Genomic DNA, 18,452 nt, shown 5'->3' with positions numbered 1-18,452 from the left:
CTGAAATCGGGAGTATGGACCGAAAGCAGGTGGCTTGTTTAACTGGAGTAGCGCCGATGACACGGCAATCTGGACAATGGCGAGGGAAATCATTCATTCAGGGTGGTCGCAAAGTAGTGAGGGACGCCCTCTACATGCCAGCCTTGGTCGCGATGAGATTCAACCCTGACCTCAAGGCAAAATATCAAGCCATGATTAAAGCTGGAAAGCCACCAAAAGTCGCCCTTACTGCGCTCATGCGAAAGCTGATTGAACTCGCCAACGCCCTCATCAAAGCAAACCGAAATTGGGTGATTAAAGAGGCTTGATCAAGACGGATACTCTGATCTTCGTCCAACATGATCGCCTCCTGAAATCCATCAGGGGCAATATCGCAAATCCCTTATTTTATTGAAACATGGGGTCTTTGCACCGCTTACGATTTAAAAGAGCGGCGTTCAAAAACACAGATATACCATCTGATTGGCTGGCACGCGGCATAGACCCCATGATCATCTTCGCAGATGCATCCGTCACCCTGCCCTCGAACTACACCCGTCCCAAACACTGGCCCACAAAAACCCTCTCCGCTCCAGATTTCCAAACCGAATGGCACAAATGGCAAGCCAACCCAAAAACTTACACCCCGCCGTAGGTCGGGGTTCACCCCGACTCTCCCACACCCCAAAATCGCACCCCAACCCCTTAAAAAACCCTTAACGAAAAATCCAAAACGCAACCATTCCAACCCCTTACGCCCCGCATCGCGCGCGATGCGCCCCGCAAATCGCAGCACAGATTTTCCCCGTTCCCCTCCCCCCCAAATTCATGGCATACCTTCCCAAACCGACCAGAGGGGCCAGAAAATGCACGATATCAAAGCAATCCGCGAAAATCCCGCCGCTTTTGACGCAGCTCTCGCACGCCGTGGCCTGCCCCCTCTCTCGCTCGAAATCCTGGAAATCGACGCCGCGCGCCGCGCCAAAATCCTTGCGTCCGAAACCGCCCAAGCCGCCCAAAACGCCGCCTCCAAACAGGTGGGCGCCGCCAAAGCCGCCGGAAACGACGCCGAATTTGAACGCCTCCGCGCCCTCGTCGCCCAAACCAAAACCGACATCGCCACCCTAACCGAAGGGGCCGCGGCCGAGGATTCTCGCCTGCGCGACCTCCTCGCCTCCATCCCCAACTTGCCCCTGCCCACCGCCCCCGATGGCCGCGACGAATCCGACAACCTCGAACTCCGGCGCTGGGGCACCCCCCGCGCGATGGATTTCAAACCGCTGGAACATTACCAAATTCCCGCCGCCCTCCCCGGCCTCGATTTCGCCACCGCCGCCAAACTCTCCGGCAGCCGTTTCGTGGTCCTTAAAGGGGCGATGACCCGGCTTCACCGCGCGCTGGCCCAGTTCATGCTCGACACTCATATCGACGACCACGGGCTGACCGAATACTGGACCCCCGTTTTGGTCAAGGATGAGGCGATGTTTGGCACCGGAAACCTGCCCAAATTCGCCGAAGAAAGCTATCAAACCACCAACGGCTGGTGGATGATCCCCACGTCCGAAGTCACCCTCACGAACACCGTCGCAGGCGACACGCTGGACGCCGCCGCCCTGCCCCTGCGCATGACCGCCCACAGCCAATGCTTCCGCTCCGAGGCAGGCTCGGCTGGCCGCGACACCTCCGGCATGCTGCGCCAGCATCAGTTTGAAAAGGTGGAAATGGTCAGCATCACCACCCCCGAAACCAGCCTAACTGAGCATGACCGCATGACCCAATGCGCCGAAAACATCCTACAAAAACTGGGCCTGCCCTACCGCGTCGTCGTCCTTTGCACGGGCGATATGGGGTTCGGTTCCACCAAAACCCACGATCTAGAGGTGTGGCTGCCGGGCCAAGACACCTACCGCGAAATCAGTTCTGTTTCTGTTTGCGGCGATTTTCAAGCCCGCCGCATGAATGCCCGTTACAAACCCGCAGGGGGCGGCAAGCCCGAATTTGTTCACACCTTGAACGGGTCTGGCGTGGCCGTGGGGCGGTGCTTGATTGCGGTGCTGGAAAACGGCCAGCAAGCCGATGGGTCGGTCGATTTGCCAGCAGTTTTGCATCCCTATTTGGGCGGCAAAACACGGATAACAACGGTGGGGGGGCTGGGTTAAACCAGCCTCAACCGCCCAAAATCACGCGCACATAATTCTTGGTTTCCGCAAACGGCGGGATGCCGGAATGTTTTTCAACTGCCCCCGGCCCCGCATTATAGGCCGCAAGGGCCAGTCGCCAACTGCCAAATTTGTTGTACATCATCCGCAAATACCGCGCCCCGCCTTCCAGATTTTGGTGCGGATCGTTGATATTCACCCCCAAAAACTTGGCCGTGCCCGGCATCAACTGCGCAAGGCCCGTGGCCCCCGCGTGCGATTTCGCTGACGGGTTCCAGCCTGATTCCTGCTGCACCAGTCGCAAAAACAAATCTTCTGGGATGGAATGTTTGCGCGCGGCCGCCTTGGCCACCGGCAAAAACTCTCCCTTATAATTGCCCCGAAATTGCGGGATCGCAGCGTCTTTTGGCACCGCGATCGGGTTTGGCTGCAAGCGAATGGACGCCGAATATTGCTTTGCGGCGCGCTGGTCCAAAAGCCGAGTTTGCGACCGAAACATGGAAGTGCGGGAGTTGGATTTGCCTGACAACACCAACCCTTCGGACAGCGCGGGGCTGAAGACACCGCCCCAAAAAATCGTGGCCGCAACACACAGCATACCAAATATTTGACGCATTACACCGCCCTGAATCACCCCAACGATAGGCAAAGCATAAGGCCTGCGCCCCCAAAGACCAGCCCCGCGTCCAAGATAGGGCGCATTCACCGCGCAGACCCACCGCTAATGGTTGCGAGCGCGGAACAGCACAGATATAGGTTTTATTAACCAATTGTCGCCAATCATCGGCAAAAGGGTCAGAATCACGCGTGTCGCGTAGGTGCAAATTTTATTGGGGGGCCACATGGCTGGATCGGTTAACAAAGTCATCATCGTTGGAAATCTGGGCCGCGACCCCGAAGTGCGTACCTTTGGCAACGGTGGCAAAGTGGTGAACTTGAACATCGCCACGTCTGAAACCTGGCGCGACAAATCCAGCGGCGAGCGTAAGGAAAAGACCGAATGGCACCGCGTGGCCATCACCAATGAAGCGTTGGGCAAAATTGCAGAGCAGTATTTGCGGAAAGGGTCAACGGTGTACATCGAGGGCCAGCTGGAGACGCGCAAATGGCAAGACCAAGCCGGGGTTGAAAAATTCACAACCGAGATCGTCGTGCGCCCTTACAACGGCGCATTGACCCTGCTGGGCGGCCGCAATGAAGGCGGTTCTGGCGGTAACGATGGCGGCGGCGGATATGAGGATCGCGGCGGGTATGATGGCGGATCATCCGGGGGGGCGTCATCGGGCGGGTCGTCGGGCGGCGGATATAACCGGGGCGGCGGCGCGCCAGCAGGCGGCGGCGGTGGACGCGCAGATATGGATGACGAAATTCCATTCTAAGGCCTTTTGCGAAAAACGTGACACGCCCAGACCGCAAAACGGGCTGGGCGTTTCGCATTTTCAGCACCTCTGGACGTGGGGCGGATAATTCCCTATACATTCAGTCAGAATAACGTGTGAGGCCAAGATGAATCAGCCACAGGACCGGATCGAAGGCACCCCTTTGATAAAACCATCGACCACCGACCATCCGCTTTATGATCAAGTGGTGGAAGCGTGCCGCACAGTGTTTGACCCCGAAATTCCGGTCAACATCCACGATCTTGGCCTGATCTATACCATTGAAATCTCAGATCAAAACGAGGTTGAAATCCTGATGTCGCTGACCGCCCCAGGCTGCCCCGTGGCGGGCGAAATGCCAGGTTGGGTGGCTGATGCGGTGGAACCTTTGGCGGGTGTGAAATCGGTGAATGTTGGCATGACATTTGACCCACCTTGGGGGATGGAAATGATGTCGGATGAAGCGCGGCTTGAACTGGGCTTTATGTAACTGGCCCTTGCGACCATCGCCCCACGCTCCATATCAGAAGTAGATATAAAAGGACGCCCGCCATGTTTGGTATCCCCGGAAAAGCCGCCGTTAGCCTAACCCCTGCTGCTGCAAAGCAAATTTCACGGTTGATGGCCAAACAAGGGTCCACAGGCCTGCGGATTGGTGTGAAAAAGGGCGGCTGCGCGGGCATGGAATACACCATGGACTATGTCACAACACAAAACCCGCTGGATGAGACTGTGGAGCAAGACGGCGCGCGGGTGATGATCGCGCCGATGGCGCAGATGTTTTTGATTGGCACTGAAATAGATTATGAAATCAGCCTGTTAGAGGCAGGATTTAAGTTTCGCAATCCCAATGTCGCAGAGGCCTGTGGCTGTGGGGAATCAATCAAGTTCAAAGAGGCTTGAGCAGGTTTTTGTGGGCAAACAGGCCTGCGGCGCAGGTATTTTTACCAAGATGAATTTGCAGGCGGTGATGATCATTTGCAAATCGGTCAAAACCCTTTAGCCCTGTCATTGTAAAAATTTGGAGGGCGTGATGCGCAAACTGGCCGCTGGCAATTGGAAGATGAACGGCACCGCCGCGGATTTGGTGCAGGTGCAGGCTTTGATCACTGCACATCCTGCGCCGGGTTGCGATGTGCTGTTGTGCCCGCCTGTCAGTTTGCTGTCGCGCATGGCGGATCTCGCTGCGGGATCTGCGGTGCAGGTGGGCGGGCAGGATTGCCATCCGCAGGGGTCAGGCGCGCATACTGGGGATATTTCGGCCCAGATGCTGTTGGATGCGGGCGCACACCATGTCATTTTGGGCCATTCCGAACGCCGCGCGGACCATGGTGAAACCGATGCACTGGTTCGGGCAAAGGCGCAGGCGGCGTTGGCGGCGGGCCTGTGCGCGATTGTTTGTGTTGGAGAGTTGGAAAGCCAGCGTGATGCGGGGCAAACTTTGGCGGTGATCGGGGCGCAGCTTGCGGCATCTTTGCCTGATGCGGTGCCCGATGCTGCAAATTTGGTCATTGCTTATGAACCGGTTTGGGCGATTGGCACCGGGCGCACCCCGACATTGACCGAGGTAGGCGAGGTTCACGCCTTTATCCGCGCTGCAATCATTGCGCGGTACGGAGAGGCGGCGCAGGCGATGCGGTTGCTGTATGGCGGGTCGGTGAAGCCGTCCAATGCGGCCGAGATTTTTGCGGTGCCACATGTCGATGGGGCTTTGGTGGGCGGGGCCAGCCTGACGGCTGCGGATTTCGGGGCAATTGTCGCGGCCCTTGCAAAGGCGTAAGACGCTGGAAACGCTGTCGCAATCACCGCATGGCCAGGCTTTCGTGCAAAACCCTTATGCGTTTTACGCAAGTGCCCGTGCGGTGGGGCCAATGTTTCATTGGGCCGAGTATGGCAAGACCTGCGTCACATCCTATGCCGCGGTGAACGCCATTTTGCGCGACCGCCGCTTTGGGCGTGAGGTGCCTTGGGACCAGCAAACGCCCCCTGCCCCCCATACCGCGCCGTTTTACGCGGTGGACGCCCATTCTATGTTGGAACTGGAGCCGCCGCGCCACACCCGGTTGCGCGGTTTGGTGATGCGCGCCTTCACCTCGCGCCGCATTGCCGCGCTGACCCCGGAAATTGCGCAATTGTCGCATGACTTGGTGGATGCGTTGCCCGATGGGCCATTCAACTTACTGACGCATTTTGGCCAGCGTTTGCCTGTCACCATAATCGCGCGGCTGTTGGGGGTGCCGGAATCCATGTCGGATGATTTGCTGCGCTGGTCCAATGCGATGGTGAAAATGTACATCGCCACGCGCAGCCGCGAGATGGAGGATGCGGCGGCAGACGCGGCGCGCGATTTCAGCGATTTTCTGCGCGGCTATATCGAACAGCGCCGCAACCAGCCCGCCGATGACCTGATCACCCATTTGATTGCAGCCGAGGAAGCGGGCGAAAAACTGTCCACCGAGGAGCTGATTTCGACCTGCATTTTGCTGCTGAACGCAGGGCATGAGGCGACGGTGCATACCATTGGCAATGGGGTAAAAGCGCTGCTGGACCACCCGGGCGCGATGGCCGCCCCGATTGATGCGGTGGTGGAGGAGATCATGCGCTTTGACCCGCCGCTGCATATGTTCAGCCGCTATGCTTACGATGATGTCGATGTGATGGGGCAGATTATCCTCAAAGGCACAGAGGTCAGCCTGCTGTTGGCGGCTGCAAACCACGACCCGCGCGCCTTTGATCGGCCCGAAATGTTCAACCCACAGCGCGCACCGAAGCCCAACCTAAGTTTCGGTGCCGGTTTGCATTTTTGCATTGGTGCGCCGCTGGCGCGGCTGGAATTGCAGGTTGCGCTGCCGATTTTGTTTGACCGCCTGCCGGGGCTGCACATCGTGGACCGCCCGGTTTTCGCCGATACCTATCATTTCCACGGGTTGGAGCGGCTGATGGTGGCGCGTTAAACCGGCATCATGGTGGTGGATTTAATCTCCTCCATCGACAGCAAAGCGGTGACATTGAAAATGCGGACCTCGGAAATCAGCGCTTGGTAAAACGTGTCATAGGCGCGGGCGTTTTTCACGCGGACCTTTAGGATGTAGTCGATATCACCCGCCAGCCGGTGCGCCTCCATCACCTCGGGTCGCATCTGTAGGGCGCGCAGGAATTTCGCCTGCCAATCCGCCTCATGTTCGGATGTGCGGATCAGCACGAAAAAGCACGCCTCCAGCCCCAGCGCCTCGGCATCCAGCAGCACGGTTTGGCGGGTGATCACGCCGTCATCCTTCATTCGCTTGATGCGATTCCACACGGGCGTTTTGGATGACCCCGTTTTGCGCGCAATTTCATCCAGACTTTGCGCGGCATCGGCTTGCAGCTCCGCAAGGATTTTCCGGTCCATATCATCCAATCGGGCGGCCATTCCAAGGTTCCTTTGTTTGGGGGGAAACACGTTCGCTTTGGCGGCAGTATTGGAACATATGTCCTGATTGGCAAGGGCATATGGCGGATTAGGGGGATAATGTTCTATATTCACGGCATGAAACTGAAAGGACGCGCCATGCCGCAACTTCGAAACGTGACCTTTGTGGGGGCTGGCCCTGGTGCTGCGGCGCATTTGACCTTGGGGGCATACGCTGCGTTGCAAGCGGCCGATGTGGTGATCCACGACCGCCTTGTGGGCCCCGAGGTGTTGGCTCTTATCCCCGCGCATGTCGTGCGGATTGATGTGGGCAAAGTGGGGTTTGGCCCCTCCACCCCGCAATCGACCATCGACGCGGTGCTGGTGGCGCAGGCCCAAACATGGGCGCAAGTGGTGCGGCTGAAAGGCGGCGATTGCGGCATTTTTGGCCGACTGGATGAGGAGATTTTGGCGCTGGAGGCGGCTGATATCGGCTATTCCATCCTGCCGGGCCTTACATCGGCCACCGTGGCTGCGGCGGCGATTGGCCAACCCTTGACCCAGCGCGGCCGCAACACCGCGCTGCGCATTGTCACGGGCCACGATATGGTCGGGTTTGCCGACCATGATTGGGCCGGAATTGCGCGCGCAGGGGCGGTCACGGCTATTTATATGGGCAAAAAATCGGCGCGTTACATTCAGGGACGGTTGATGATGCATGGGGCGGCGGGCGATTTGGCTGTGACCGTGGTCGCCAACATCTCGCACACTGACCAGCAGATTTTTGCCGCCAGTTTGGGCAGCTTGCCCGCCGTGGTCGCGCAGGCCAATGGCCCCGCCGTGTTGCTGGTGGGCCTAGCGCCGCGCGCCGCCGCTCACACCATTCCCCAGTTGCAGGAGGCGCAAGCATGAGCCGCGCTTTTACCCCCAAAATCGTCACAGCCAATGATTTGACCAGCGGCGATGTGATCTATCTGACCGCCACAGACACATGGTCGCCGCACCACGCGCAGGCCGAGTTGATTGAGGATGAAGCCCACGCCCAACTGCGCCTGCTGGATGGCAAGCGCGCCAAGGCGGCCGTTGGGGCCTATCTGGCCGATGCGCGGCGCGGCGATCACGGCCCCGAGCCTGTGCATTTTCGCGAGGCGTTTCGCACACGCGGCCCGTCCAATTACCACCACGGCAAGCAGGAGGCCGAAAATGTATAATTACACCGATTTCGACGATGCCTTTGTGCGCGCCCGCACCGCGCAATTTGCTGCCCAAGTGGACCGCCGGATTTCCGGCGCGCTGAGCGAGGATGAATTTAAACCCTTCCGCTTGATGAACGGCGTCTATTTGCAGCTGCACGCCTATATGTTGCGGGTTGCCATCCCATACGGCACCATCAATCCGCATCAAATGCGGGTTTTGGCCAATATCGCCGATACCTATGACAAGGGCTATGGCCATTTCACCACCCGCCAGAACATCCAGTTCAACTGGCCAAAACTAGTCGATATTCCCGCAATCCTGTCCGATTTGGCGGATGTCGGGATGCACGCCATTCAAACATCGGGCAACACCATTCGCAACGTGACCGCCGACCATTTCGCGGGCGCTGCGGCCGATGAAATCGCCGACCCCCGCCCCGTGGCCGAACTCTTGCGCCAATGGTCCACCGACCACCCGGAATTTCAATTCTTGCCGCGCAAGTTCAAGATTGCCATCACGGGCAGCCCGAACGACCGCGCCGTGACAAAGGCGCATGACATCGGCCTGCGCATGGTGCGCAATGATGCGGGTGAGGCAGGCTTTGAGATGATCGTGGGCGGTGGCCTTGGCCGCACCCCGTTTGTCGGCGCTGTGGTCCGCGATTTCCTGCCCGCGGCCGATTTGCTGCCCTATGTGGAGGCGGTTTTATCCGTCTATAACATGCTGGGGCGGCGCGATAACAAGTACAAAGCGCGTATCAAGATCACCCTGCATGAGACTGGAAAAGAAGAACTTTCCCGGTTGATCGAGGAACGCTTTGCGCAATTGCGCCCCCTGTTTGGCGGCAATGACCAAGCCCTGCTGGCGCAGATTGAGGCAGCCTTCAGCACCCCCGATTTGCGCGATGCCGACACCAGCGCCTTTGATGCATTTTACGGCGCGGACCCGGTGTTTCGCTCTTGGGCCGATACCAATTTGGCCCCCCACCGCGACCCGCAATACCGCATCGTGACCATCAGCCTAAAGGCGCATGGGGCAACGCCGGGTGATGCCACATCGGCGCAAATGCGGCTGATCGCGGGCCTGTCCGAACGTCTGGGCCATTCCGAAATCCGCATCAGCCACGAACAAAACGTCATCCTGCCGCATGTGCATTTGTCCGACCTGCCCGCCCTGCACGCCGCCCTGCGCGGGTCAGGGTTGGAGACAGCGAATATCGGGCTGATTTCTGACATCATCGCCTGCCCCGGCATGGATTATTGCGCGCTGGCCACTGCACGCTCCATCCCCGTGGCGCAAAACATCGCCACACGGTTCGACGCGCTGAAGCTGGAGCATGACATAGGGCCGCTAAAGATCAAAATTTCCGGCTGCATCAATGCCTGCGGGCATCACCATGTCGGCCATATCGGAATTTTGGGGTTGGACCGCGCGGGCGTTGAAAACTATCAAATCACGCTGGGCGGCGATGGCACCGAAAACGCTGTAATCGGGGAACGTGCTGGCCCCGGCTTTGCCTATGATGAAATCGTGCCAGCGATTGAACGCATCATCACCGCCTATCTCGCACTGCGTCTGGACGCTGCGGAGACGTTCTTGCAAGCTTATCGCCGCCTTGGTCTTGCCCCGTTCAAGGCGGCGCTGTACCCGGATGAGGCCGCGCGCGATGCCGCTTGATACCGCCGAACGCATAGCGGGCCTGAACGCCCGCTATCGCCACCATGGGGCCACGGCGGTGCTGGAACATGCGCTGCGTGACCGCGAGGTGGGGCGCGTGGCGCTGGTGTCAAGTTTTGGCGCGGAATCGGTGGTGTTGCTGCATCTGCTGTCGGTGATTTCACCGCATACGCCGGTCTTATTTATCGACACGCAGATGTTGTTTGCACAAACCTTGGCCTATCAAACGCAGCTGGCCAAAAGCCTGTATTTAACCGATATTCGAACATTGCGGGCCGACGAAGCAGCTGTTTTAACCCAAGATCCGCAAGGTGATTTGCACAAATCAAACCCTGATGCTTGCTGCGCCCTGCGCAAAACAGATGTGTTGGAAACCGCCCTTTCTGGCTTTGACGCATGGATCACTGGGCGCAAACGCTTTCAATCGGGCACCCGCGCGGATGTGGAGTTTTTTGAGGCGGACGCTGCCCGCCTTAAAATCAATCCGCTGGCCCATTGGACACCGGAAGATCTGCAAGATTACATCACCAACAACCGCCTGCCACGCCACCCGCTGGTGGCCGAGGGCTATCCCAGCATCGGTTGCGCGCCCTGCACCAGTCCGGTGAAACAGGGTGAGGATCCTCGCGCAGGCCGTTGGCGTGGCACGGAAAAAACCGAATGTGGTATCCATTTTGTCAACGGCAAGCTGACCCGCATCAAACAGGAGGACGCCGCATGAGCGTTATTGTCACCGACCGAGGCTTTCACGATGAGGCGCCTATCCCTGCCTTTACCACCCTTGCCCAACTGCCCTATCACGAAGGTGCGCTGGACCTGTCCAACACAGATGACCCCACCGCCCTTACCCTCTATCTGGCCGATATCCGCCTGATACGCATTGATTTTCCCAGCTTTGCCGATGGGCGCGGCTTTACCCTTGCGCGGCGGTTGCGGATGATGGGGTTTGCGGGGCGCCTGCGCGCGCGCGGCCATGTGCTGGCCGATCAATACGCCATGGCGCGGCGCGTTGGATTTGATGAAGTGGAAATCAACGATGATCTGGCCGCCCGCCAACCCGCAGACCAATGGCTGGCCCGCGCCGATTGGCAGGCGCATGACCATCAGTCGCGCCTGCGCGCCGGATAGTCCCCTTTCGCCTGACACAGATCAAAGCCACACTTTGCATACCGGTTTATGGCCGGAAGGAACCCCCATGACCGAAAGCCTGACCGTGACCGACACCAAACCCAAAGCTCATTTGCCCGATGCCCAAATTGTCACCGCCGTCAAACACTGGACCGACCGTTTGTTTTCCTTTCGCGTGACCCGCCCGCAATCGCTGCGGTTTCGGTCCGGCGAATTTGTGATGATCGGCCTGATGGGCGATACCGGCAAACCCTTGCTGCGCGCGTATTCCATCGCCTCGCCCAATTGGGATGAAGGGTTGGAGTTTTATTCCATCAAGGTACCCGATGGCCCGCTGACCAGCAAATTGCAGCACATCAAAGTGGGGGATGAGATTATTTTGCGCCCCAAACCCGTGGGCACCCTGGTGCATGACGCGCTGCTGCCCGGCAAACGCATTTGGTTTTTGGCAACAGGCACGGGCTTGGCACCTTTTGCATCGCTGATGCGCGACCCCGAAACCTATGAAAAATATGACCAAGTCATTATGATGCACACCTGCCGCGAGGCGGCGGAACTAGAATATGGCCGCCAATTGGTTGCCGATTTGCAAAACGACGAATTGATCGGCGATATGGTCGCGGGCAAGCTGCGTTATTACCCCACCACCACGCGCAAGGAAACGGCGCATATGGGCCGCATTACCGACAATTTGACATCGGGCAAGGTGTTTGCAGATCTGGATTTGCCGCAAATGAACGCGGCCGAAGATCGCGCGATGGTCTGTGGCTCGCTGGCGTTCAACGTCGATGTAAAGGCCGTGCTGGAAGGGTTTGGCCTGCGCGAAGGGGCCAATTCAGACCCGCAGGAATATGTGGTCGAAAAGGCCTTTGTGGGCGATGGCATCTAACACAATCTTCACACCGCACATTAAAAAAGCCGCGCAAACCCTTACGCGGCTTTAATTTTTTATTCCATTGGACTTACATACCCAAGGCAGCTTTCACTTGGTCCAACACGCCTTGCAACAGCAAGGGGTTGCTGGATGCACCGTCCACCAAGGATTTCAACGATGCTTTGGTGGCTGCGTCCAAAGGCGAGCCGTCAATCATCGCACCGACTTTTGCGCCATCAAACGTTGCGGCGTCAAACAGGGCGGTTGGGTCCATAGCGTCCGTTACGGCTGTTGTGGCCGATGCTGCGGCAGCGGCGGCTGCGTCTGCGGCGGCTTTTGCCTCTTCTTCAGCCTTTGCGGCGGCAGCAGCAGCGGCATCTGCAGCGGCGGTCGCCTCTGCGGTGGCAGCGGCGGCGGCATTGTCCACAGCGGCAGCAGCAGCAGCAGCGTCCTCAACTGCTTTTGCGGCGGCCTCAGTCGCGGCTTTTGCTTCTTCGGCAGCGGCGGCAGTCGCATCTTCAGCGGCTTTGGCGGCAGCGGCGGCCTCTGCCTGCACAGCTTCCATCGCGGCTTGTTGGCCGGGCACATAGCTCAGCTGATAATAGCCAAGACCAGCGGCGGCGATCAGCACGGCACCAATAATTACAGTTTTATTCATCGTCAATCTCCCGTTACCCGTCTTTGCTGACGGTTGCGGCGCTTACATGGCAGAAACCGGCGGAATTGAAAAGACTTTGCCAGCACAGAACACCTCATCTGGCACGATTCCACCGAAAGGTGTTGAACAACCCGGCCTACAGGTCTATTTTACCCTGCGTGGGGGGCATGCCCCCTGCATGATATCAATGAAAGAAGGAAGCAAACCATAGCCCGCAGACCCCACAACGCCCCGCCGCAACGCGATACGGGCCCCCGCATCAATGACCGCATCCGCAGCCCCGAGATCAGGTTGATCGGCGCTGATGGCGAAAACGTCGGTGTGGTAACCCCCGCCCGCGCGATGGTCATGGCAGAGGAGGCCGGGTTGGACCTGGTCGAAATCTCGCCCAACGCGGAGCCGCCGGTCTGTAAGATCATGGACTTTGGCAAATTCAAGTATGAGCAGCAAAAGCGTGAGGCGGAAGCCCGCAAAAAGCAGCACATCATTGAGATTAAGGAAATCAAGTTTCGCCCTGGCACGGATATTCACGATTACGATGTGAAAATGCGGTCGGTGCTGAAATTCCTTGGCGAAGGTGACAAGGTCAAAGTGACGCTGCGCTTTCGCGGTCGTGAAATGGCGCACCAACAGCTGGGCTTGGAGTTGCTGAACCGCGTCGCGGATGATGTGATCGCAGCCGAAGCTGGCAAGGTGGAAAGTTTCCCCCGGCTGGAAGGCCGCCAGATGGTGATGATGATCGGGGCAAGATAACCCCCGCGCATCGGTGAACAGGGGTCGCTATTGCGGCCCCTTTTTTTATGCTGGCCCCTTTTTTATGTTAGGCCGCTATTTATGCCAAACTCTGGGCGCTTTCGCGTGGCTTTGGCCGGGTCGGAATTTCGGTCAACAGCCCCCCCACCCCCATCACCGCAATGTCGGCGGGCGTCACATCCAGCCCGCACATCATCCGTTCCAGCACAAAGTCGGCCCCATTCAGCGCGGGCGATTTCGCACAGCCCGGCAAGCCAATCACCGGAACCCCGGCCAGATCGCCCAAAAACAGCAAATTTCCGGGGTCCACCGGCATGCCAAAATGAATGAGCCGCCCACCCGCCGCCGCCAACGCCGCAGGGGCGGTATCGGCGGCATCCGATGTGGCCGATGCTGTCAGAATCAAAATCACATCCACAGACAGCGCCGCCAATGCTTGCGCCAATGCGTCAATCTGATGCGGCACCAGATGCAAGGGCGCAAGGGTGCCGCCCAGCCGCGCCACGCGGGCCTGCGTCACGCGCTGGCCTTTTACCCCATCCTCCGCGCCCAACATGGTTTGCACCAATGCCACGCGAGGCCGCACCACACCGCGCACCGCAAGCGCCGCGCCAACCCCGCAGGCCTGCGCCACCGCATCCCCCGGCACGCCATAGGAAATAATTTTGACTGTGGCCACCATATCACCCACCGCCACCCGCTGCCACGGCGGCACGGTCGCCAGCGTGATCATAGGATGCACCACGTTCAACGCATGAATTTGGGACACCGTCAGGGCCGCAATCCCCGCCCGTGTCGCCACAAAATTCACCCGCCCCGTCCCCATAATGCGCAATTCCAGCCCCGCAGCCGCAGGGTCCGGCACCAAAGCACGGGCCACGGTTTGCGCCGCCGCATCCTCATGCACATCATCCGCGCCCAGCCGTGCCACGGTGACGGCCATGATGCCCGCCGCAAACAGCGCCGCAATATCATCCGCCCCCAGCGTCATCCCCTTGCGCAGCCGCCCTTGCGGCAATGCGATGGAATGGGCCAAAATCGCGCCCATCGCCTGCGCAGTCGGCACTTCGCCAAACTCCATCACAGCCTCAGGCTTTGGGTGATTTGCGCGATGATCGACACGGCGATTTCGGCAGGCGTTTTCGCGCCAATGTTCAGGCCGACCGGCGCATGGATGCGGGCGATTTGGTCGGGCGGTATCCCCGCCGCCGTCAACCGTTCCACCCGTTTGGCATGGGTGCGTTTGGACCCCAAACTGCCGATGTAAAACGCCTTGGATGCAAGTGCCGCCAGCAGCGCCGGATCATCCAGCTTGCTGTCATGGGTCAGTGTCACCACCGCTGTGCGCGCATCAGGGGCAAGGGCGGTCATGGCGGCGTCCGGCCAATCCTCGACGATCGGCTGCCCCGGAAAACGGTCTGCAGCACCAAAGGCCCCGCGCGGGTCGATCAGAAACGGGTCAAACCCACAGGCCCGCGCCATTGGCACCAGCGCTTGGGCGATATGCACCGCACCCACAATCACCATGCGCAGGGGTGGGTTGTGAATCGCTATGAATTGCGCGCCCTCCATCCCCGACCGATCACTGCGCATCCGCTGCGCTATGGCATCCGCCAGCGGGCCACCCAAATCATGCGTCAACCGCCTGTCAAACCCGTCCATATCCGTAACCAATGCCACCGCTTGGCGCGCCGCCCGCGCCGCCACCAAGCCCGCGAGCAGTTCGGGCGCAAAGGCCGAACCGCTGTCCCCCACAGGTTCCACCAACACCTTGATCGTGCCACCGCAGGCCAGCCCCACGGCAAACGCGTCGGCGTCTGCGACTCCGTAAGTCAGCAGTTGCGGCGTGCCAGATGCCAAACATTCCAGTGCTGCATGCACCACCGCCGCCTCCACACAGCCGCCCGAAACGGACCCCATCATCGCCCCATCGCCCGCGATCACCAATTGGCTGCCCACCCCGCGCGGCGCAGACCCCCACGTTTCGACCACAGTCGCCAACACAGCGCCCCGCCCCGCCCGGTGCCACGCCAACGCAAGTTCTGGTATTTGGTCCATCGTCAATCGCCTCCCCGCATCATCGCCATCAACCGCGTTTTATCACCTGCATCGCGCGCATCCGAAATCGCGGCCCCCAACGCCTCCAGCGATGCAATCGAATGGCCCGCCCGAAAGCTGTCCACATGCGGCAGCATCGCCTTAATCCCTTCGGCCCGCGGCGCAAACCCATCCCAGCGCAGCAAGGGGTTCAACCAAATCACGCGCTGCGCCAACAATTGCAACCGCTGCATTTGCCGCGACAGCATGGCCGGATCATCTCGGTCCAGCCCATCGGTGATCAGCAACACCACAGCGCCCTGCCCCAAAACCCGGCGCGACCAATCGCGGTTGAAATCACCCAAACAGGCCCCAATCCGCGTGCCGCCCGACCAATCTTGCGCCTGCGCGCCCGCCGCCGCAAGGCTTGCATCCACATCCCGCGTCGCCAGATGCCGGGTGATATTGGTCAACCGCGTCCCAAAGGTGAACCCATGCACCCGCGTCCAACCTTGGCCCCGCGCGGTGCTGACCGCGTGCAAAAAATGCAAAACCATCCGCGAATACTGCGCCATTGACCCCGAAATATCGCACAAAACCACCAGTTCGGGCCAACGCGTGCCCGGCGTCGTGCGCGCAATCTGCCCCATCTCGCCGCCCCGCCGCATCGCGCTGCGCAAGGTGGCGCGCGCATCAAACCCCGCGCCCATGCGGGCCGCCACCGCACGCCGCGTGACCATGGGTTTGATCGGCAGCCGCAGCCGTGCAAGCATCCGCTTGGCCTGCGCCACCTCCGCCACGCTCATCTGCTCAAAGTCCAAGGTGCGCAGCCGTTCGGTCGCAGACACGGTGTGCGCCGCATCAATATCAAACTGGGTCATCCCATCGTCTTGCGCAGGCACCTGCGGCATCTGCCCGTCCAACAACGCCTCTGCCGCGCGCTTTTCGGATGGGGTGGCGCGGCGATCGTCCTGCGTGCCGCGCACGGCGGGCAGCATCAGCGACATCATATGTTCCAAAAACCGCGGGTCGCGCCAGAACAGCCGGAACACTTGGTCAAAGGTCACACGATGTTCGGGCCGGCTGACAAAACAGGCATGCAGCGTCCAGTAAAAATCCATCCGCTCGGTAAACCCCACCACCGCCACCGCACGCACCGCGTCCAGCATCCGCCCCGGCCCAATCGGCAACCCCGCCTTGCGCAGCGCGCGGGCAAAATGCGCGATGTTTTGCGCCAGCTTTCCGGTGTCTGGCAAATCACTGGCGGGCAAATCGTTCATCGCACCAACGGCGCGCGGCGAACTTCGTCCAACAGCTTTTTCGCCTCCGACCCGTGGATTTTCTGAATATCATCTTGGTACTTCAAAATCGCACCTAATGTGTCCGAAATCACCTCGGGCGTCAGGGCAATCACGTCCAGCGCCAACAGGCATTTCGCCCAGTCAATCGTTTCCGCCACACCGGGCCGTTTGAACAAATCCTCTCGCCGCAATCGCTGAACAAACGCGACAATTTCGGCACTCAACACCGCTGATGCTTCGGGCACCCGTGCCGCCAAAATCGCCAATTCGCGGGCGGCATCGGGGTAATCGACCCAATGATACAAGCAGCGGCGTTTCAGCGCGTCATGCACCTCGCGCGTACGGTTTGATGTCAAAATCACAATCGGCGGCGCGGCCGCGTGAATGGTGCCAAGTTCGGGGATGGTCACTTGGAAATCCGAAAGCGCCTCCAGCAAAAACGCTTCAAACGGGGCGTCGGTGCGGTCCAATTCATCAATCAAAAGCACGGGCGGCCCCCCCGCTTGCGGGCGCATCGCGGCCAGCAACGGGCGTTCAATCAGATAATCCTCGGTGAACAATTCGGCGCGCAGGGCGTCACGGTCGGCACCGCCCGCCGCCTCGGCGGTGCGAATCGCGATCATCTGGGCGGCAAAATTCCAATCGGCCACCGCCTGCGCCGCATCCAACCCCTCATAGCATTGCAGCCGGATCAACCTGCGCCCCAAAGCGGTGGCCAGCGTCTTGGCAATCTCGGTTTTGCCCACGCCCGCCTCACCCTCCAGCAACAAGGGCCGCCCGAGTTTCAGCGCCAAAAACACCACGGTCGACAAGGCGCGCGGACTGACATATCCGTTGGCCGCAAGCAGGCTTTCGGTTGCATCAATGCTGATCGGTATTGGTGTCATGGCGGTCCTCCCATTGCCTCCACCAAATCAAGCCGATGCGCGCGGGTCAAGCCTAGGTTGCATCCGCCAGCACCCAATCGCGAAAGGTGCGAAAGGCCGCAATATCCATGCTGCGCGCCGGATAGGTCAGCGCATAGGGCGTGTCCGTGGTCATCGACCGCGTCGATGCCAGCCGCAGCGCCCCCGTGGCCAGATCCCCGCCCACAAACAAATCAGGCACCAACGCCAGCCCCAACCCCGCCCGCGCCGCCGCCAGCACCATGCCAAACTGTTCAAACCGCGCACCGCGCAAAATGGTGATCGGGTCCAGCCCCGCATCCAAAAACCAGTTCAACCACAGATTTGGCCGCGTCGCCTGCTGCAACAGGGGCAAGCGCGCAAGGTCCGCGTCGGCAAGCACCCCGTCTGGCAACAGCGCGGGCGCGCCCACCACCACCAGCCGTTCGGCCGCCAAAACATCCATCTGCGCGCCGCGCAGCGGCCCTTGGGCGCGAATAATCGCCACATCGCGCGGGTCGCGTTCAAAGTCCAGCGGGGCCAGCGTGGCGGTCATATCAAAGGTGACTTGCGGCGCCCGCAGCGCAAAGCCTGCAAGGCGCGGGATCAACCAAAGTGCAGAAAACGTGGGCAGAACCGCCAACCGCAGCACATCGCGGTGGCCACCAAACGACATCACGGTCAGTGCCGCGCGGTCCAGATCGGCCAGCACCCGTTCAGCCTCGGGCAGCAACGCACGCCCCGCGTCCGACAAAACCAGCCGCTTGCGGATACGGTGAAACAGCGCCACCCCCAACCGCGCTTCCAAACTGTTCAACGCCCGGCTGATCGCGCTTTGCGTCAGCCCCAACGCTGCCGCCGCCCGCGTGGCCGTGCCGGTGCGGGCCGCTTGGACAAAGGCCTGAAGTTCGGGCAAACTGGGGGTATAAGCGTGGCGCATGGGCGGCAGTTTATGCGCATACCTCATCAACTTGCAAAGCTAATTCATTTGAAATCTGGACGGTGCGGCGCTATTTACATCCCAACAAAAGGAAT

The 18,452-nt window shown here is 59.9% G+C and carries 23 protein-coding genes; 14 read left to right on the top strand and 9 right to left on the bottom strand.

Features of this window, described 5'->3' with window-relative positions:
- Together BMY36_RS13950 and serS are read left to right on the top strand one after the other, a co-directional pair.
- The coding region (locus BMY36_RS13950; RefSeq protein ID WP_139194060.1) for a transposase at positions 1-308 on the top strand (308 nt) is incomplete at its 5' end.
- A 537-nt stretch (positions 309-845) separates the two neighbouring features.
- Entirely contained in the window at positions 846-2,138 is a 1,293-nt protein-coding gene (gene serS, locus BMY36_RS13940) for a serine--tRNA ligase (RefSeq protein WP_050519978.1), read from the top strand.
- A 7-nt stretch (positions 2,139-2,145) separates the two neighbouring features.
- Here serS and BMY36_RS13935 read toward each other — a convergent pair whose 3' ends face one another.
- Entirely contained in the window at positions 2,146-2,754 is a 609-nt protein-coding gene (locus BMY36_RS13935; RefSeq protein WP_050520006.1) for a lytic transglycosylase domain-containing protein, read from the bottom strand.
- 226 nt (positions 2,755-2,980) lie between these two features.
- On the opposite strand from BMY36_RS13935, the gene ssb reads away from it, so the two are divergent.
- The 3 genes from ssb to BMY36_RS13920 all read left to right on the top strand — a co-directional run bounded on the left by ssb (position 2,981) and on the right by BMY36_RS13920 (position 4,420).
- On the top strand, positions 2,981-3,517 hold the full coding sequence (ssb, locus tag BMY36_RS13930) for a single-stranded DNA-binding protein (protein WP_050519979.1): 537 nt from the start codon (positions 2,981-2,983) through the stop codon (positions 3,515-3,517).
- Positions 3,518-3,644: 127 nt separating this feature from the next.
- Entirely contained in the window at positions 3,645-4,007 is a 363-nt protein-coding gene (locus BMY36_RS13925; RefSeq protein ID WP_050519980.1) for an SUF system Fe-S cluster assembly protein, read from the top strand.
- 62 nt (positions 4,008-4,069) lie between these two features.
- Positions 4,070-4,420, top strand: coding sequence for a HesB/IscA family protein (locus tag BMY36_RS13920; RefSeq protein ID WP_050519981.1), 351 nt, complete (start codon positions 4,070-4,072; stop codon positions 4,418-4,420).
- On the opposite strand, the gene BMY36_RS20800 is transcribed toward BMY36_RS13920, so the two are convergent.
- Complete coding sequence (locus BMY36_RS20800) at positions 4,407-4,529, bottom strand: hypothetical protein (protein WP_272867514.1); 123 nt, start codon at positions 4,527-4,529, stop codon at positions 4,407-4,409. The two genes, BMY36_RS13920 and BMY36_RS20800, sit on opposite strands and share 14 nt — an antisense overlap.
- 21 nt (positions 4,530-4,550) lie before the next feature.
- On the opposite strand from BMY36_RS20800, the gene tpiA reads away from it, so the two are divergent.
- Positions 4,551-5,297, top strand: coding sequence for a triose-phosphate isomerase (gene tpiA / locus BMY36_RS13915; protein WP_050520007.1), 747 nt, complete (start codon positions 4,551-4,553; stop codon positions 5,295-5,297).
- A 4-nt stretch (positions 5,298-5,301) separates the two neighbouring features.
- Positions 5,302-6,471 carry a cytochrome P450 gene (locus tag BMY36_RS13910; protein WP_050520008.1) on the top strand — a complete coding sequence of 390 codons (1,170 nt, stop codon included), beginning with the start codon at positions 5,302-5,304 and terminating at the stop codon, positions 6,469-6,471.
- On the opposite strand, the gene BMY36_RS13905 is transcribed toward BMY36_RS13910, so the two are convergent.
- On the bottom strand, positions 6,468-6,929 hold the full coding sequence (locus tag BMY36_RS13905) for an Lrp/AsnC family transcriptional regulator (RefSeq protein ID WP_050519982.1): 462 nt from the start codon (positions 6,927-6,929) through the stop codon (positions 6,468-6,470). The genes BMY36_RS13910 and BMY36_RS13905 overlap by 4 nt on opposite strands.
- A gap of 117 nt (positions 6,930-7,046) precedes the next feature.
- On the opposite strand from BMY36_RS13905, the gene cobA reads away from it, so the two are divergent.
- The 6 genes from cobA (at position 7,047) to BMY36_RS13875 (ending at position 11,799) form a co-directional block, all read left to right on the top strand.
- Positions 7,047-7,820, top strand: a complete 774-nt coding sequence (cobA, locus tag BMY36_RS13900) for a uroporphyrinogen-III C-methyltransferase (RefSeq protein WP_244888676.1) — start codon at positions 7,047-7,049, stop codon at positions 7,818-7,820.
- Complete coding sequence (locus tag BMY36_RS13895; RefSeq protein WP_050519983.1) at positions 7,817-8,119, top strand: DUF2849 domain-containing protein; 303 nt, start codon at positions 7,817-7,819, stop codon at positions 8,117-8,119. The genes cobA and BMY36_RS13895 overlap by 4 nt, the downstream gene beginning before the upstream one ends.
- Positions 8,112-9,782 carry a nitrite/sulfite reductase gene (locus BMY36_RS13890; protein ID WP_050519984.1) on the top strand — a complete coding sequence of 557 codons (1,671 nt, stop codon included), beginning with the start codon at positions 8,112-8,114 and terminating at the stop codon, positions 9,780-9,782. Before BMY36_RS13895 ends, BMY36_RS13890 begins: the two co-directional genes overlap by 8 nt.
- Complete coding sequence (locus BMY36_RS13885) at positions 9,772-10,503, top strand: phosphoadenylyl-sulfate reductase (RefSeq protein ID WP_050520010.1); 732 nt, start codon at positions 9,772-9,774, stop codon at positions 10,501-10,503. The genes BMY36_RS13890 and BMY36_RS13885 overlap by 11 nt, the downstream gene beginning before the upstream one ends.
- A complete protein-coding gene (locus BMY36_RS13880) occupies positions 10,500-10,910 on the top strand; it encodes a DUF934 domain-containing protein (protein WP_050519985.1) in 411 nt (136 codons plus the stop codon). The genes BMY36_RS13885 and BMY36_RS13880 overlap by 4 nt, the downstream gene beginning before the upstream one ends.
- 67 nt (positions 10,911-10,977) lie before the next feature.
- Positions 10,978-11,799 carry a ferredoxin--NADP reductase gene (locus tag BMY36_RS13875; protein ID WP_050519986.1) on the top strand — a complete coding sequence of 274 codons (822 nt, stop codon included), beginning with the start codon at positions 10,978-10,980 and terminating at the stop codon, positions 11,797-11,799.
- 73 nt (positions 11,800-11,872) lie between these two features.
- On the opposite strand, the gene BMY36_RS13870 is transcribed toward BMY36_RS13875, so the two are convergent.
- Positions 11,873-12,442 (bottom strand): hypothetical protein, encoded by a 570-nt coding sequence (locus tag BMY36_RS13870; RefSeq protein WP_050519987.1) that lies wholly within the window; start codon positions 12,440-12,442, stop codon positions 11,873-11,875.
- A gap of 174 nt (positions 12,443-12,616) precedes the next feature.
- On the opposite strand from BMY36_RS13870, the gene infC reads away from it, so the two are divergent.
- Complete coding sequence (infC, locus tag BMY36_RS13865) at positions 12,617-13,195, top strand: translation initiation factor IF-3 (protein ID WP_074818821.1); 579 nt, start codon at positions 12,617-12,619, stop codon at positions 13,193-13,195.
- 79 nt (positions 13,196-13,274) lie between these two features.
- On the opposite strand, the gene BMY36_RS13860 is transcribed toward infC, so the two are convergent.
- Genes BMY36_RS13860 through BMY36_RS13840 form a run of 5 tightly spaced genes read right to left on the bottom strand, consistent with a single transcriptional unit; the run spans position 13,275 to position 18,384 of the window.
- Positions 13,275-14,276 (bottom strand): molybdopterin-binding protein, encoded by a 1,002-nt coding sequence (locus BMY36_RS13860; RefSeq protein WP_050519989.1) that lies wholly within the window; start codon positions 14,274-14,276, stop codon positions 13,275-13,277.
- A complete protein-coding gene (locus BMY36_RS13855) occupies positions 14,276-15,253 on the bottom strand; it encodes an XdhC family protein (protein WP_050519990.1) in 978 nt (325 codons plus the stop codon). Before BMY36_RS13855 ends, BMY36_RS13860 begins: the two co-directional genes overlap by 1 nt.
- Positions 15,254-15,255: 2 nt before the next feature.
- Positions 15,256-16,512, bottom strand: a complete 1,257-nt coding sequence (locus tag BMY36_RS13850) for a vWA domain-containing protein (protein ID WP_050519991.1) — start codon at positions 16,510-16,512, stop codon at positions 15,256-15,258.
- A complete protein-coding gene (locus BMY36_RS13845; RefSeq protein ID WP_050519992.1) occupies positions 16,509-17,420 on the bottom strand; it encodes an AAA family ATPase in 912 nt (303 codons plus the stop codon). Before BMY36_RS13845 ends, BMY36_RS13850 begins: the two co-directional genes overlap by 4 nt.
- A gap of 52 nt (positions 17,421-17,472) precedes the next feature.
- A complete protein-coding gene (locus tag BMY36_RS13840; protein ID WP_244888675.1) occupies positions 17,473-18,384 on the bottom strand; it encodes a LysR substrate-binding domain-containing protein in 912 nt (303 codons plus the stop codon).
- Positions 18,385-18,452: the final 68 nt, after the last annotated feature.

It is taken from the genome of Pseudorhodobacter antarcticus (assembly GCF_900110135.1).
Classification (GTDB): Bacteria; Pseudomonadota; Alphaproteobacteria; order Rhodobacterales; family Rhodobacteraceae; genus Pseudorhodobacter; species Pseudorhodobacter antarcticus.
This window is presented reverse-complemented; position numbering and strand designations above follow the sequence as displayed.